General features: G+C 60.1%; 15 protein-coding genes. 3 read left to right on the forward strand and 12 right to left on the reverse strand.

Annotated elements, in window-relative coordinates; all coding sequences use genetic code 11:
- Positions 1–2 precede the first annotated feature (2 nt).
- From QEZ49_RS15690 to QEZ49_RS15740, 11 genes are all read right to left on the reverse strand, one after another.
- Positions 3–1,076: a chemotaxis response regulator protein-glutamate methylesterase gene (locus QEZ49_RS15690; RefSeq protein WP_280388301.1), complete on the reverse strand. Its 1,074-nt coding sequence runs from the start codon at positions 1,074–1,076 to the stop codon at positions 3–5.
- The gene (locus tag QEZ49_RS15695) at positions 1,073–1,972 is read right to left on the reverse strand and encodes a protein-glutamate O-methyltransferase (RefSeq protein WP_280388302.1); all 900 of its coding nucleotides are present in this window, start codon (positions 1,970–1,972) and stop codon (positions 1,073–1,075) included. The genes QEZ49_RS15690 and QEZ49_RS15695 overlap by 4 nt, the downstream gene beginning before the upstream one ends.
- The gene (locus QEZ49_RS15700; RefSeq protein ID WP_280388303.1) at positions 1,969–2,454 is read right to left on the reverse strand and encodes a chemotaxis protein CheW; all 486 of its coding nucleotides are present in this window, start codon (positions 2,452–2,454) and stop codon (positions 1,969–1,971) included. Before QEZ49_RS15700 ends, QEZ49_RS15695 begins: the two co-directional genes overlap by 4 nt.
- Before the next feature lie 4 nt (positions 2,455–2,458).
- The gene (locus tag QEZ49_RS15705; RefSeq protein WP_280388304.1) at positions 2,459–4,738 is read right to left on the reverse strand and encodes a chemotaxis protein CheA; all 2,280 of its coding nucleotides are present in this window, start codon (positions 4,736–4,738) and stop codon (positions 2,459–2,461) included.
- Positions 4,739–4,767: 29 nt separating this feature from the next.
- Positions 4,768–5,133, reverse strand: a complete 366-nt coding sequence (locus QEZ49_RS15710) for a response regulator (RefSeq protein WP_280388305.1) — start codon at positions 5,131–5,133, stop codon at positions 4,768–4,770.
- Positions 5,133–5,459: an STAS domain-containing protein gene (locus tag QEZ49_RS15715; protein ID WP_280388306.1), complete on the reverse strand. Its 327-nt coding sequence runs from the start codon at positions 5,457–5,459 to the stop codon at positions 5,133–5,135. Before QEZ49_RS15715 ends, QEZ49_RS15710 begins: the two co-directional genes overlap by 1 nt.
- A complete protein-coding gene (locus QEZ49_RS15720) occupies positions 5,434–7,308 on the reverse strand; it encodes a HAMP domain-containing methyl-accepting chemotaxis protein (protein ID WP_280388307.1) in 1,875 nt (624 codons plus the stop codon). Before QEZ49_RS15720 ends, QEZ49_RS15715 begins: the two co-directional genes overlap by 26 nt.
- A 404-nt stretch (positions 7,309–7,712) precedes the next feature.
- The gene (locus QEZ49_RS15725) at positions 7,713–8,156 is read right to left on the reverse strand and encodes a hypothetical protein (RefSeq protein ID WP_280388308.1); all 444 of its coding nucleotides are present in this window, start codon (positions 8,154–8,156) and stop codon (positions 7,713–7,715) included.
- A 274-nt stretch (positions 8,157–8,430) separates the two neighbouring features.
- Positions 8,431–8,910, reverse strand: a complete 480-nt coding sequence (gene rlmH, locus QEZ49_RS15730; protein WP_280388309.1) for a 23S rRNA (pseudouridine(1915)-N(3))-methyltransferase RlmH — start codon at positions 8,908–8,910, stop codon at positions 8,431–8,433.
- A gap of 189 nt (positions 8,911–9,099) precedes the next feature.
- On the reverse strand, positions 9,100–9,513 hold the full coding sequence (gene rsfS, locus QEZ49_RS15735) for a ribosome silencing factor (RefSeq protein WP_280388310.1): 414 nt from the start codon (positions 9,511–9,513) through the stop codon (positions 9,100–9,102).
- Positions 9,514–9,732: 219 nt separating this feature from the next.
- Complete coding sequence (locus tag QEZ49_RS15740; RefSeq protein WP_280388311.1) at positions 9,733–10,374, reverse strand: nicotinate-nucleotide adenylyltransferase; 642 nt, start codon at positions 10,372–10,374, stop codon at positions 9,733–9,735.
- 305 nt (positions 10,375–10,679) lie between these two features.
- Here QEZ49_RS15740 and QEZ49_RS15745 point away from each other — a divergent pair, with 305 nt between their 5' ends.
- The 3 genes from QEZ49_RS15745 to QEZ49_RS15755 all read left to right on the forward strand — a co-directional run bounded on the left by QEZ49_RS15745 (position 10,680) and on the right by QEZ49_RS15755 (position 12,760).
- Positions 10,680–11,693 carry a serine hydrolase gene (locus QEZ49_RS15745; protein WP_280388312.1) on the forward strand — a complete coding sequence of 338 codons (1,014 nt, stop codon included), beginning with the start codon at positions 10,680–10,682 and terminating at the stop codon, positions 11,691–11,693.
- A 1-nt stretch (position 11,694) separates the two neighbouring features.
- Positions 11,695–12,183 (forward strand): nuclear transport factor 2 family protein, encoded by a 489-nt coding sequence (locus QEZ49_RS15750; RefSeq protein ID WP_280388313.1) that lies wholly within the window; start codon positions 11,695–11,697, stop codon positions 12,181–12,183.
- Positions 12,184–12,244: 61 nt separating this feature from the next.
- The gene (locus tag QEZ49_RS15755) at positions 12,245–12,760 is read left to right on the forward strand and encodes a PRC-barrel domain-containing protein (RefSeq protein WP_280388314.1); all 516 of its coding nucleotides are present in this window, start codon (positions 12,245–12,247) and stop codon (positions 12,758–12,760) included.
- 83 nt (positions 12,761–12,843) lie between these two features.
- Here QEZ49_RS15755 and QEZ49_RS15760 read toward each other — a convergent pair whose 3' ends face one another.
- Positions 12,844–13,974, reverse strand: coding sequence for an NAD(P)-dependent alcohol dehydrogenase (locus QEZ49_RS15760; protein WP_280388572.1), 1,131 nt, complete (start codon positions 13,972–13,974; stop codon positions 12,844–12,846).
- Positions 13,975–14,181 lie beyond the last annotated feature (207 nt).

Here is a 14,181-nt window from a genome sequence, read left to right on the forward strand (position 1 = left end):
TTTTAGTTCTCCCTACCTTGGCGACCGCGCAGGTTGGTCATGACGAGAGCTGCGTTTGCGATGCGATCTAGGGGTAACTGGCGTTCGACGGCACCGATTTCGAAAGCCGCGCGGGGCATGCCATAGATGAGACTTGAAGCCTCATCCTGGCCGATGGTTCGTGCTCCGGCGTCGCGCATTTCAAGCAGGCCCTGGGCACCATCACGCCCCATGCCGGTGAGAATGATGCCTATGGCATCGCTCTTGACGGTCTGCGCAACGGATTTGAACAGCACGTCCGCAGATGGCGAGTGACCATTCACCGGCCCACCGCCCACAAGATGGCAGCGCAACCCGGACCGATCCTGCAATTCGAGATGCTTCGGGCCGCCGGGCGCGATGTACGCATGCCCGACTTCAACCGGCATGCCGTCCTTTGCCTCGACAACTTTAGGCGCGTAAAGACGATCCAGACGGGTGGCGAGACTGGCGGTGAAATCCGGCGGCATGTGCTGCACGATCATGATCGGCGGGCAGTTCTCAGGCAGCTGCGCAATGAGTGTCGAAAGCGCTTCGACGCCGCCTGTGGACGAACCGATGGCAATGACGCGCCCATCCGGCTCATAGGATGCCAGCATCGGACGGCGACGCTCACCAGTCGCGGAGGACTTGCTTTCTGCTGCCGCGCCAGCCGCACGCGGACGCACGCGTACACCTGCGGCTGCTTTCACCTTGCCGGGAAGTTCTGCGAACGGCTGCACATCGCCTGGCTGCGGTTTGGCGATGCAATCCACAGCGCCAATCTGCATGGCTTCGATGGCTGTTTCGGTTCCTGCTCCGGTCAGGTTGGAAACCATGATGACCGGCATCGGACGCAGGCGAACGATCTTCTCCAGAAACTCCAGGCCGTTCATGCCCGGCATTTCGACGTCGAGCGTAATGACATCAGGGTTATGCGCCTTGATCGCGTCGCGCGCGGTCATGGGATTGCTGGCAGTACCTACGACTTCGATCTCGGGATCACGTCGCAGGGCGAGCGAGATAAGGCCACGCATGGTGGCGGAATCATCGACAACGAGAACGCGGACGGGGCTCATGGCGTGGCGGCCTCCGCAAGACGATACGTTGTGATGGCTTCATTTACGTAATAGGGCGCGGCTTCGCCGAAGAGACGCTCGGAGTGGCCGATATAAAGGTAGGCGCCCGGCGCAAGCAGCGGCACGAAGCGGCACCAGATATCGACCTGCGTATCTTCCTTGAAATAGATGAGCGCGTTGCGGCAGAAGATGGCGTCGAACGGCCCGCGCATCGGCCATTGTCCGATGAGGTTCAGCTTCTTGAAGGTAACGATCTTGCGCAGCTCCGGCCCTGCGCTCCACGCGCGGTTGCCTGTTGCGTCAGTGGTGGGGCTGAACCAGCGATGGCGCGCCTCCTTTGGCACCGACGCCATGGCGGAGTCGCTGTAGATGCCCGTGTCGCCTTTGTGCAGCACGTTCGGATCGATATCCGTCGCCAGCACGCGCACGTTGTGAGACGCCGCATCGGGCATGGCCGCAAGGATCGAAAGCGCGATCGAGTAAGGCTCTTCACCACTGGAACACGCGGCCGACCAGATGCGCAACGGCTTGCCGGCGCGCACCGATTTGACGAGGTTCGGCAGGACCTGCGTTCTCAGGTGTTCGAAGTGATGCGGTTCGCGGAAGAAGCGCGTGACGTTGGTGGTGAGAGCAGCCACCATCTGCTGGCGCTCCTCGCGGCCTTCGTCGCGTGACAGCAGCGCGCAGTAATTGCGGAAGCTCTCAAGCTGCAGCGTGCGCAGACGCTTGGCGAGCCGCGAATAGACAAGGCTGGCCTTCGAGTCACCGAGGTCGATGCCCGCGTCATTGTAGGCGATGTCCGCAATCTGGCGGTAATCGTCCTGCGTGAACGCGAACTCACCATCGATCAGACTGGCTTCACGACGCAAGGATGTGCGTGCCAATGCCGGCTTCATGCCGCTTCTCCGTCCTCGCGCTCAGGCAGCACGTTCTCAACCGAAAGGATGCTGATCATCCGTCCGTCCATTCCGAGCAGGCCGCATACAAAATGCTTGGCCATGTCCGAAGCGACATCCGGCGGCGGCAGCATTTCGGCATCCGTAACGGTGAGAATGTCGGATACCGCATCGACAAGCAGGCCGACGACCTGACTGCGCACCTTGACGACGATGATGACGTGCCGGCCCATGGCGTCGACAGGCGGGAAGCCAAGCCGTACGGCCAGATCGATGATGGGCAGAACGGCGCCGCGAAGATTGATGACGCCGCGAACGTAGGACTGCGAGTGCGGCAGTACCGTTGCCGGCGTCCAGCCGCGGATTTCACGCACCGCCATGACGTCGATGCAGAACTCCTGCTGACCGACGGCGAACGCGATGAGTTCGCGAGCAGGGCCGGTGTGCTTTTCCTGGACAAGAGCAGCGCTGAAAGCGTTCATAGGACTAACCTGCAAGGGCAAAGGCGGTTTCTGAAGTGCTGGCTCCCGAGCGGGAAGCAGCGACGATTGCATCGACGTCAAGGATCAGTGCCACACGACCATCGCCAAGAATGGTTGCGGCGGCGACGCCTGGAACGCGGCCGTAGTTTTCTTCAAGGCTTTTGATGACGATCTGGCGTTGCCCTTGAATGGCGTCGACCATCAGCGCGCTGTGAGCGCCGCCATCGGATTCCACCAGCAACGCAACGCCAGCGCCTGGATCAGCGGGTTGGCTGCGGTAGCCAAGCTCGCGGCCGACGTCGATCAGCGGCAGGAAGTTGTTGCGCATCGAGATGACGCGAGAGTCGCCGCCGAAGCCGTGGATGTCGCCCGCCTTCGGTTTCAGTGTCTCGACGATGGAGGTCAGCGGAACGACAAGCGTCTGCTCCGCTACCGTTACAACCATTCCGTACAGCACCGCCAGCGTTAGCGGCAGGCTGAGCGTGAAGGTTGATCCTTCGCCGGGGCGCGATGTTATCGATACGCGACCGCCGAGTGCCTGAATGGACTTCTTGACGACGTCCATGCCGACACCGCGTCCGGAAATGTCCGATACGGTTGATGCGGTCGAGAAGCCCGGCAGGAAGATGAGGTTGTCGACTTCCTCATCGGTGAGCTGCGCGTTGGGCTGAATGAGGCCCTTCTCTTCCGCGATCGCGCGCACGCGCTGGCGGTTGATGCCCGCACCGTCGTCGGCGATGTCGATGACGATACGCCCGGAGCGATGGCTGGCGGAAAGACGGACCAGACCTTCTTCGCGTTTGCCCGCGGCAAGGCGCTTGTCTGGCGTTTCCAGACCGTGGTCGATCGCGTTGCGGATCATGTGCGTCAGCGGATCGGCCAGCCGTTCGATAACGGTCTTGTCGACCTCTGTGTCTTCGCCTTCCGTGACCAGGCGCACCTTCTTGCCGGTGATGGCGGCCACTTCGCGCACGAGGCGCGGCATGCGCTGGAACACCGATTTCACCGGCTGCGCGCGGATGGCCATCACGCCTTCCTGAATGTCGTGCGTAAGCTGCTCGAATTCATCAAGGCCGGTTGCAAATTCAGAGTCGCGGGCCAGACCGGCGTCGGTCAGGCGCTGGGAAAGCATCGCCTGATTGATCACGAGTTCGCCGACGAGGTTCATCAGGCGATCGACGCGGTCTAGGTCAACGCGAATGGTTTGGTTCGTCGACGGTGCATCCGAGCCAGCGGCCTTTTCAGCCTTGGCGGGAGCTGGTGCCTTCGCTGCTTCCGGCGTCGGCTTGGCAGCTTCAGCTTCGATGTTCGCCACGACGATGGCTGCTACAGCTGCGTTGTCAACCGATGCGCTGCCGCCTGCATGGGCGATGTCGGTGTCAGATACTGCTGGAGATGCACTCTCGGTGGCGGTGTCGGTGAATTCACCGCGCACGCGGGCCAGTAGCGCGGCGATATCATCATCGACGCCAACGGGCTCATCGTTGCCGCTTGCGAGATCGCCGGTTGTGATTTCCAGATCGCAGTCACCATCGACAAATTCGAAGATCGCGCGCACGTCGTCTTCTTCGTGTGTCGTCGCCAGCGTGATCGTCCAGGCGAGGTAAGATCCCTCGGCTTCGAGCTCTTCCAGCGTCGGGATCGTGCTTGTGTCGCAAACGATCTGCGCATCGCCGAGACGCGAAAGCTCACGCAGCAGAACCACAGGTTCGTTGGCGTTGGTGTAGAGGCTGGGATGAGGCCGGAAGGTGATGGTGTAGGTGGTTGCGTCAGGCTCTGCTTCGGCTTCAACGGAGGCGGTATCGACGACAGCGATGTCATCAAACACCGGGAAATCCATCGCGACCGGCGTGAACCCGAAATCTTCAAAGCTGACTTCTTCTTCCGGCTCGGCGTTGGCGCCAATCGGCGCACCAGACAGCGCGGCCAGCTCGTCGGCTGCAGTGTGAATGCGTTCTTCATTCACGTTGCCGCCATCCCGTGCAACGCGCACGAGGTCGGCCAGAACGTCAGCCGCTCGCAGCAAAGTTTCCGTCACCGGCGATGCTGTGCTCAGACGGCCTTTGCGCACTTCATCGAGAACGGTCTCGAAGACGTGTGCGAAGCGCACCAGATCCTCAAGAGCGAAAGCACCGGCGCCGCCCTTGATTGAGTGCACCGCACGGAAAACGGCGTTGACGATCTCAGGATCTTCGCTGCCGCCCTCGATTTCGAGCAGTCCCGATTCCAGTTCGGCGAGCTGTTCCTCGCATTCCTGGAAGAATATTTGTCGAAGCGAATCCATATCGCTGCTGCCTCGAAGTCAGAAGTTTATCAGGCCGAAACGCGACGGATGGCGTCGACGAGCTTGATCGGATGGAAAGGCTTCACGATCCAGCCCGTGGCACCTGCACTGCGTGCGCGGCTCTTTTTCTCGGCATCACTCTCAGTGGTGAGCACGAGAATGGGAACGGCACGATGTGTTGAGTCACGGCGCACATGTTCGATGAAGCCGAAGCCATCCAGACGCGGCATGTTGATGTCGGTGATGATGACATCGGCCTGACGGTCCTTCAGAACCTCCAGCCCCATCATGCCGTCTTCCGCCTGCAGCACGTTGAAACCCGCTTCCTGCAATGCAAGCAGCAGCATTTCACGCATGGTGCGGGAATCATCGACGGTGAGAATTGTTTTCGTCATCAAACCGGCTCCCCTACTGCCAGGTCGTCTTCAAGTCGGAGTCCTAGAAGGTGTGACCCTTCCAGGAATTCTTCGGTCGGTTTTTCCAGGCTCAGTTGCTTGCCGTCGGTCTTCCAGGTGGTGGCAGCGGCAAGCAGAACCTGCATGCACTGCGCACCAACCCGGCGAACCTGGCTGGCGTCGATGGTAAGATCGGCGCCACGGCGAGTGATGAAGGACTGGGCTAGAGGGGCTGCTGCCGTCAGATCGAGAACTTCTGGGAGCTGCAGCCGCTTCTTGGCTGTCCTTCTCGTTCCAGTTCTAGAACTCTTCCCAGTCCTGCTCATTGGCAATGGCCTCCAGCTTGCGCACGGCTGCGGGGACGCCGCGAACCGAAACAGTCTTCAGTGCTGTGTGGGTCTTCTGAGCCGGGCGGGAATCCCGTGCAGGCCGATCCATATTGAGATCCTGCCCCGTCTCGAAGCGGCCAACGAGGTCCATCAGCTTTTCGATCTCACGCGATAGACCGTGGCTGGCGGCAGTTGTTTCTTCGACGATGGCAGCGTTCTGCTGGGTGACCTGATCCATCTGGCCGACGCCAGTGTTGATCTCCTGGAGGCCAACAGCCTGCTCCTTGGCACCGGCCGCGATTTCGGAGACGATCGTGTTGATCTCCGTAACCTCGGTCATGATGCGTTCGAGCGCCTGACCCATCTGGCCGACGAGGTCCACACCCTGCTCGACCTGCTTGGTCGAAGCGGAGATGAGGCCCTTGATCTCCTTGGCAGCTTCAGCGGAGCGCTGTGCCAGAGCTCGCACTTCCGATGCAACGACCGCAAATCCGCGTCCAGCTTCACCGGCACGGGCAGCTTCAACGCCCGCGTTCAGTGCGAGAAGATTGGTCTGGAACGCAATCTCGTCGATGACGCCGATGATGTGGCTGATCTGCTGCGAAGAACGCTCGATGTCGCCCATGGACGAGATCGCCTTGCGAACGACTTCATCGCTCTTCTCGGCGTCCGACTTGGCGGAAGCCACCACTTCACGAGCGTGACCTGCGCCTTCAGCCGTCTTGTTCACCGTTGCAGTGATCTGGTCGAGAGCTGCAGCGGTCTCTTCAAGGCTGGCAGCCTGCTGAGCCGTGCGGCGCGACTGATCGTCGGCAGCGGTAGAGATTTCGTTGGTGGCAAAGCGGATCGCCTGAGTGCTGGATGCAATCGTGAGGACTGCTTCCTGCAGGCTGGATGCCGTCGTGTTGAAGTCGTGACGGATCTTCTCGTAGTCCTCAGTGAAGGGCGTGTTGAGACGGAAGGTCAGGTCACCCTTAGAGAGGCGCTCAAGCGCATTCGAGAAGTCGCGCATGAACGTGTTGTGCGCGTCCACATAGAACTGGCTCTCTGCTTCCTGCTTTACGCGCGCTTCTTCGGCGGCGGCGGCAGCGGCAGCGGTTTCATCCTCAAGACGCTTCTTTTCGATCGCAGCGCGCTTGAAGCTTTCCACCGCCGTGGCCATCAGGCCGATTTCGTCGGTGCGGTTCAGCTCAGGAACCTGAACATTGTTGTTGCCAGCTGCGAGGCCGGTGACGGCGCCGGTGATCTGACCGATCGGATGCGCAATCATGCGCGACATCCACCAGCCAGACACAAGGGCCATGGCGATAGCAAGCAGGCTGCCGATCATCTGAGTGGCGCGCGAATAATAAAGTGCTTCGCTGAGGTTCGCCTGGGCGTTGTCGAGCCACACATTGGCATCGTTCTTCGCTGCTTCCGCAGAGGCACGCGCACTAGCGAACGCTGAAATGGCGCTGCTGTTTGTGTAGTCGCCCATGCTTGCCTGACGGCGCCAGCTGGCAACATTCTTGTCCATCGCATCGATGTCGGCCGCGATGGCTGCATGTGCCGGATTTTGAGCGATGATGTTGCGCGCAGAGGTCAACTGTTCGCTGAAGCGCTGGCTGGCGACCTGCATTGCAGACGAGCCGGCATTGTCCATGATGGCCTGTTGCTCATCATAGATAGCGGCAGTTGCCGAAACGAGGTGCTTGCTAAGGCTTGAGGCCGAAGTCACTTCCTCGTTGGCGCGTTCGATGGAAAGGAGGGTGAAAAAGAATGCGGTCCCCGTGACGGCAAATGCGACGAGAACACACATCAGCCCCACCGCCAGTTTGCGGGAGACTTTCAAATTGGCGAGCACCATGTGCGGGCGGCCCCTTGTTCGCGGATTAGCGGACAACATACCGGGCTCGCACCGGCATAACGGGGGTGGCATCATGCCAATTGATGGCGCCAGCAGCGCTGATCAATCCGTCATGTGTTGGACTATAGGATGCTAATGCTAACAATGAATTATCCCGTCATGCTTAGACAGATAATCAAGCTTGATTGGCGTGCAGATGAATAAATTCAAAGCGCAAACGATTGTGGGGGGGCGCGCTGCAATGCGGGATAATTCAAAGGATAATGAAAGCGGCCTGCGCAAAAAAAAGCGCGCAGAAAGAACGCCCGTTTGATGCGGGCGGACCTTCTGCGCGCTGAGTGTGGGAGGACTTTCGTCCATCCTTTGGCGTCGGCAGTGATTAAGTCGGCAGTGATTAAGATGTGTTAGCGGTTGTGTGCGCAGTCGTTGAAGAGGCGCCACATATCGGGCGTGCCAGCTTCGATTGCGCGTGCGTAAAGATAGTTGCAGTCGTTGGGGAGGCGCGAGCCAGTATTGTTCGGCGGCGTTTGCAGGAGGTCGTTGTAATCCATGCTGATGAACGGCACCGCGCCCATCGCATAGGGATTGCGGCGACCGGGAACCGGTCCATAACCGGGGCCGCCGGGGCGATATCCGCGCTCAACACCACCCGGGCCGACCGGACCATAGCCACCGCCGCCCGGACGCGGTTCGAACCCGCCGGCATGGGGGCCATTGAAGCCGCCGCTAAAACCGCCGTGTCCGCCACCGAAGCCACCGCCGCCACGGGCTTCGGCCGTCATTGTAAGTGCCGCAACAGCAAGCGCCGCACCGCAACAGGCCGACAGCGCAGTGTGAATTTTCGCCATGGCATTCCCTCCCGAAGTCAGATGTCGGCTAACGTGCCGAGGCTGTATGACTACAGTCGCTGAAAGCCATGAAGCTTCGATAAAATCGATTGTTCGCGGTATCTGGCGCAAAGTTAGATTGTGTTAATTGATGGCTTTTGCGGTCAATCATTTGCGAAAGAAAATGCCGTATTTTCAATGGGCTTGCCAAGCAGATGTCGGCGCAGCTGATTTGTACGCATGCGGATTTTTTTGATTTGATGGTGCCGCGTGTCGCTGTGCGGAGCGGCGCTGTTCAGCTGCGATGATAGGGGTGACCGGCCAGAATGGTCGCGACACGATAAATCTGCTCAACCAAGACGGCCCGCGCCAGGCCGTGTGGCAAGGTCATAGGTCCGAGTGAGAGCTTCAGGGCGGCGCCGGTGAGGGTTTCACTGCCGTGTCCGTCTGGTCCGCCAATCAGGAATGCCAGCGTTTTACAGCCGCCATCGCGCTGCTGCCCAATCCAGTCAGCGAACGCTTCGCTGGATAGCGTTTTGCCGTGCTCATCGAGGACGACGCGGGGTGTGGATGCTCCGGCGACTTTCAGCAGTCGGGTGGCTTCGTCCGCTTTGCGCGCGTCAGCCGAGGCGGCGCGGCTTTCGTTCAATTCGTGGATGGTCAGGGGGCCGAGGCCGAGCGGTCGTCCGGTCGGATCGAAGCGCTTCGCATACCGCTCGACGAGCTCGCGTTCAGCATCTTTCAGCCGCCCAACGGCGGCAACGGTCAGTCGCATAGGTGAGGGCCTGCTGAAACAGGTAAAGGGCCGGACGGGAACAACCGCTGCCGCGGCTGCCGAGACACGCTAGTCGCTGCTGCTATCGCCGCGTGGGCCGACAGCGGCCGAAGTAGACGCAACTGTTATTGTTGCGGATCCGGTAATGTCGCACGAAACAAAAAAGGGGCGTTTCCGCCCCTTGTCGCATCAGTGCGCCGTTTTCGGCTCTTCTGGCCGTTCGGCTGACCACATTTTTTCCAGGTTGTAGAACTCGCGTACTTCCTGACGGAAGATGTGGATGATGATGTCACCGGTATCGACCAGAACCCAATCGCTGGTTTGACGCCCTTCGGTGCGCACGCTAGCGCTGCCACTTTCCTTCAGCTTGCGAGAAAGCTGTTCGGAAATGGCGTTAACATGGCGGTCTGACCCGCCAGTAGCGACGACCATAAAATCACCGATTGAAGACTTCCCTGCCAGATCGATCGTAACGATGTTCTCGGCTTTGGCTTCATCGAGCCAAAAAACGATCTGTTTCAGCAGGTCTGCCGCATCCCGCTCTTCAGCGAGGGGATCGGCATGAGGCGGGCCACTGTGGGCTCCCTCAAGCGCGGTTCGCATCGTGTGCCAGTCATCCCTTTCTCGTGGCGCTCCAACCGGGAGCTTGCGCTACGGAGCGCTACTGAACTTCACAGATAGTGCGCCGTATCCGCTCTTCAACGGCTAGCATCAGCCAGCCGCTGGTGTGGAGCATACGGTGCGATCTGCGGTTTCAGCAATAGTTAATGGTTATAAAGGTTCTGAGACGGTTAGGGTCAGTTGGCTGAAAACGTTTTTAATTCATGGCGTTGCGTCATCAGAAGGGGTGCGCAGCGAGGTTGAGGACAGCTCCGAAAGGCGCGTCGTCAGGAAGGCCCAGGCCGGCGGATCTGCCATCGGCAGCAGTGAGGCGCGGGATTCGGGCAGGCGAGAACGGGCAAGTGCACGGGCGGCGGGAGAGGCGAGCGCCGCGTGCCGCCAGCCCGGCCGGTCCACGATCGCCATCGGCACCAGATTTGCGATGCCGCGCCAGTTCTGCCAGCGGTTGAAGCCGACCAGATTGTCAGCGCCCATAATCCAGACGAAGCGTACGCCCGGCATGTGCTGCTTGAGATAGCGCAGGGTGCTGAACGTGTAGCGCGAGGAAAGACCTTGCTCGAAGTCCGTGACGACGATGCGAGGGTCATTGCGGGTGAGGCTGCGGCTGGCGGTTATGCGCTGCTCCAGCGGTGGCAGGCCGTCGTTATGTTTCAGCGGATTGCCCGGCGTCACCATCCACCACAGGCGATTGAGCTGCAGTCTGCGCAGGGCGGTCTCAGCGCACGCCAGATGGCCTTCATGGGGTGGATTGAACGTGCCGCCCATCAGCCCGATGCGCTCACCGGCAAAGGCAAGCGGGGGGACGATGGCGCGATTGGTTGCGTGCGGTGCTGGATACGACATTCAGGCAGGCTGGGCTTTTTGGAGGTTGGGTCGCGCGGCGGCGTTTCGGCCAGCGAAGACTTGCTGCTGCCCGAACAGTGTAGCCGATCTGTTGGATGGCGTCGGATATTTGTTGGATAGATCCGACGCGCCAGGCCAACACGCCATCGTTCCAAACTGTCGCTAATTGAGCGGGTTTTTATGCTTCGCCTTGAGGCGGCGGCATGCGCGCATTCGCCATGCAACTTCGGTAACGGCCCGGTGACGATTGCTCTGTCATTGCTTTTGCTGCGCACGCATTGCGCTGCGCGACCGGGAGGAAAGTAATGCGCAGGCGCCAGTTCCTGAGTTCGGCGGTGGGTGCGGCCGCTATTGCAGCGCTTTCTGACACGGGCGCGTCTGCGGCGTCGGTTGTTGGCAGTGCCGGCGGTGGTGCGATTCCACACGTGCTGGCGCCATTTCTGGCGCTTCCCGGAATTAAGGGCGCGCAGATCGATGTGGATCATGCCGACCAGCCATGGCGTGCATCATATAACGCGAATACGGAGCTGTTTTGCGGCAGCTGCTTCAAGACCTTCGTGCTTGCTGCATATCTGCAGGAGCTGGAAGCAGGCAAGCAGGATGAATCTGAACAGCTTGCCATTGATGACAGCAATCGCACGCTGAGCGGCCCTGTCTATGAGCATGTCTCAGGAACTATCGCGGCACGATATGTTCTGGAGGCGATGATCGCGCACAGCGACAACACCGCGACGGATGCCATCATGAATCGCGTCGGCGTTGAGCGCGTGCGCAAATTCATAACGGACGCGGGGCTGAAGGATGTGCGCATCCCGGATTCAACGCGGAAATTTTTCTCGTATCTCACAGGCGCGCAGCCGAGTGTCGATCTGGGCTGGAAGGCGTTGAGCGAAATCGTTCAAAACGAGAAGGCCGACACCTCGAAATATCGTCCGGCGTTGAATAACGTTTCGACGATGGCGACGCCAGCTTCGCAACTGGTCGATTACTATAAGCGCGTTTTAAGCGGTGCGTTTTTCAAGCAGCCGGAAACGCTGGCCGAATTCCGACGAATATCAGCAATGGCCGATGGCATCGTTGCCTCCGTGCCTGCGGGAACGGCGGCGTATGGCAAGGGTGGTTCCATTGACTGGAACGGCTTCCACTGCATGGCCATCGGCGGCCAGATGATTGTGCGCGCGGTGCCCGTGACGTTCTCGTTTATTGTGAACTGGAACGACGCCGACGGGCCGCAGAGCGAAACCGTTGCCGCATACGTCAAAAGCGTTGCAAGCGTGCTGACGAAGGTTCACGACAAAATCACACAGGCGCAAAGCTGAAATGAAAAAGAAACGCGCACGGCGATCGGTCATGGGAATGCTGGCTTCAATGCTGCTGGCAGTGCCGGTGATGGCGGAGCCGAAACTTGATGGCGAAGAGGAAGTGAACGCAACGCTGACGCAATGGACGCGTGACTTCAATGCGGGCAAGGCGGACGCTGTGTGCGATCTGTTCTCGCCCGATTTGAAATATGATTTTCGCGGCTATCCGGAGCGGGACTACGCGGACATATGCGACCGGCTCAAGCGGTCGCTGTCAGACAGCAGTCGTCGATATTCATATGGTTTGAACATCCGCGAAGTGATCGTTGAAGGCGACATGGCGGTGGTGCGGCTGACGTGGACGCTGACCGTGACGCTGCCGAACGGGCAGACGGTGACGTCGGTGGAGCCAGGCATGGATGTGATGCGCAAGGGGGCTGACGGTAAATGGAAAATCGTTCGCTACATCGCCTATGAGGCGCCTGGGCGCGTAACAAGCGACGAGTAAAAGAAACGAATGGCGCCTGAACGCGTTGTGACTGTTGGTAGTTCAGTTCAGGAGTAGTCAGATGAAGTCAGGATTTAGCACGCTGGCAGTGCTTGCCCTTATTGCAGCGCCTGCATTTGCGCAGGACGCACCGTCCCAGACAACCCAGCCTTCGGGCACGCCTTCTGATCGGATGGCGCCGCCACCGTCGACAACGCCATCGGCTTCTGATCCGGGCGCGGCCACATCTCCTTCCACGCCGTCTACTTCAATGGGATCGCAAGCAGCGGCTCCGGCATCGGGTATGCATGAAGCTGAAAACGATGACATGATCGTGCCGCAGCTCAACGCGTCGGTTGATGATGTCGAAGACATGGACATCTACGACAGCACCGGCCGCAAGATTGCAGAGGTTGAAGCTGTCGTTATCGATGGAACGGGTACGGTGCGCGGGCTCGTGATCGAGCATGGCGGCCTGCTGGGCATCGGCAGCCGCGAGGCCATACTTGAAATCGGCGATGTGCAGCTGAAGGACGGCCGGCTCGTCATCAATATGACAGAAGAGCAATTGCCGTCGCTGCCTGAGTGGCGGAAGTAACGGCTGCATGGCCTGAATGCAAAACGCGCGACGGGAGACCGCCGCGCGTTTTTTTGTGTCTGTTCTTCTGGAGCTTCGGCGCGTCACATGTCGAGCACGACGCGATAGCGTGCCTTGCCGGCGACCAGATGCTCGATGGCATCGTTTACACGCGCGATCGGAAAATGCTCCGTCTGCGGCAGAATGTTGTGACGCGCCGCGAATTCCAGCATGTCCGTGATGGTCACCGGAGCGCCCGTTGGTGAGCCGGAAATGCTCTTCTGCTGGAAGATAAGGTCGAATGCCAGCACCGGGATCGGCTTCAGCACCGCACCGACAACATGCAGGCGCCCCTTGGGCCCGAGCGTTGCGAGCATGGCGCGCCAATCCAGTGGCACGTTGACGGTGACGATCAGCAGATCCAGCTTGCCGGTCAGGCTTTTCAGATCGTCGGCGTTGCGCGTGTTGACGACGTTATGAGCGCCGAAGCCGCGCGCTTCATCGGCCTTGGAATCCGTTGACGTGAAGGCCGTGACCTCACACCCCCAGGCGTTGGCGAATTTTACGGCAAGATGACCGAGCCCGCCGATGCCGACTACGCCAACGTGCGATGTGGGCTTGATGTCGAATTCGGACAGCGGCGAGAACACGGTAATGCCACCGCACATCAACGGTCCGGCATCGGCAGCGGAGAGCCCATCGGGAATTTTGATGACCCATGGCCACTGCGCGCGCACGCGATCGGCAAAGCCGCCATGGCGACCGACAATGGTGGCCACGACTTCGGAGCAGAGGTGTTGATCGCCATCGAGGCACGGGTGGCAGTGCAGACAGCTTTGCGCGCTCCAGCCAAGGCCGACGCGATCGCCAATCTTGACGCCCTTTGCCTGCGGTCCGAGGGCTACGACGCGGCCGATGACTTCGTGTCCGGGCACGACCGGAAATGAAGTGATGCCCCACTCATTGTTGATGACCGAAAGATCGGAATGGCACAGACCGCAGTGCTCAACCGCGATCTCCACCTCTTCGGCGCCGATGGGGCCGGGATCGTAGCTGAAGGGCTCTAGCTTCTGCTTTGCGGCCGTTGCGGCCCATGCGTTGATCATGGCGTGCCTCGGGTTTGCTTCGATGATGAGACGGGTGGTGGTGACGGTGGAATGGTCAGCGGTGACGACGCCGTGAGGTTGCGCGATCCCATGCGCGCTGCTGGGATGGCGTACACCACGGGTTACCATAGTAGCCAAAGCGGCCGTTGATGCGCGTGCAGTCCTCCACGGCTGGCGTGTGAATGCGCGCGCCCATTTGGGGGCGTGCACCGGCGCTGATGGTAAGCGCGGGGCCAATAATCAGCGCAGCAACTACGAGACTCAAAGAACGCAGCATTGCACATTGTTCCTTTTGTATTGGTCTTGCCAATGGCCTTCGGTTCGCAGCGCTGAGTG

It is taken from the genome of Hyphomicrobium sp. D-2, assembly GCF_029872155.1.
In the GTDB taxonomy this organism is placed as follows: Bacteria; Pseudomonadota; Alphaproteobacteria; order Rhizobiales; family Hyphomicrobiaceae; genus Hyphomicrobium_A.

Bases quoted from the DNA above. Each gene is read 5' to 3' on its own strand.
- QEZ49_RS15690 (WP_280388301.1), bottom strand. From the start codon at position 1,076: ATGAGCCCCGTCCGCGTTCTCGTTGTCGATGATTCCGCCACCATGCGT.
- QEZ49_RS15695 (WP_280388302.1), bottom strand. From the start codon at position 1,972: ATGAAGCCGGCATTGGCACGCACATCCTTGCGTCGTGAAGCCAGTCTG.
- QEZ49_RS15700 (WP_280388303.1), bottom strand. From the start codon at position 2,454: ATGAACGCTTTCAGCGCTGCTCTTGTCCAGGAAAAGCACACCGGCCCT.
- QEZ49_RS15705 (WP_280388304.1), bottom strand. From the start codon at position 4,738: ATGGATTCGCTTCGACAAATATTCTTCCAGGAATGCGAGGAACAGCTC.
- QEZ49_RS15710 (WP_280388305.1), bottom strand. From the start codon at position 5,133: ATGACGAAAACAATTCTCACCGTCGATGATTCCCGCACCATGCGTGAA.
- QEZ49_RS15715 (WP_280388306.1), bottom strand. From the start codon at position 5,459: ATGAGCAGGACTGGGAAGAGTTCTAGAACTGGAACGAGAAGGACAGCC.
- QEZ49_RS15720 (WP_280388307.1), bottom strand. From the start codon at position 7,308: ATGGTGCTCGCCAATTTGAAAGTCTCCCGCAAACTGGCGGTGGGGCTG.
- QEZ49_RS15725 (WP_280388308.1), bottom strand. From the start codon at position 8,156: ATGGCGAAAATTCACACTGCGCTGTCGGCCTGTTGCGGTGCGGCGCTT.
- rlmH (WP_280388309.1), bottom strand. From the start codon at position 8,910: ATGCGACTGACCGTTGCCGCCGTTGGGCGGCTGAAAGATGCTGAACGC.
- rsfS (WP_280388310.1), bottom strand. From the start codon at position 9,513: ATGCGAACCGCGCTTGAGGGAGCCCACAGTGGCCCGCCTCATGCCGAT.
- QEZ49_RS15740 (WP_280388311.1), bottom strand. From the start codon at position 10,374: ATGTCGTATCCAGCACCGCACGCAACCAATCGCGCCATCGTCCCCCCG.
- QEZ49_RS15745 (WP_280388312.1), top strand. From the start codon at position 10,680: ATGCGCAGGCGCCAGTTCCTGAGTTCGGCGGTGGGTGCGGCCGCTATT.
- QEZ49_RS15750 (WP_280388313.1), top strand. From the start codon at position 11,695: ATGAAAAAGAAACGCGCACGGCGATCGGTCATGGGAATGCTGGCTTCA.
- QEZ49_RS15755 (WP_280388314.1), top strand. From the start codon at position 12,245: ATGAAGTCAGGATTTAGCACGCTGGCAGTGCTTGCCCTTATTGCAGCG.
- QEZ49_RS15760 (WP_280388572.1), bottom strand. From the start codon at position 13,974: ATGGTAACCCGTGGTGTACGCCATCCCAGCAGCGCGCATGGGATCGCG.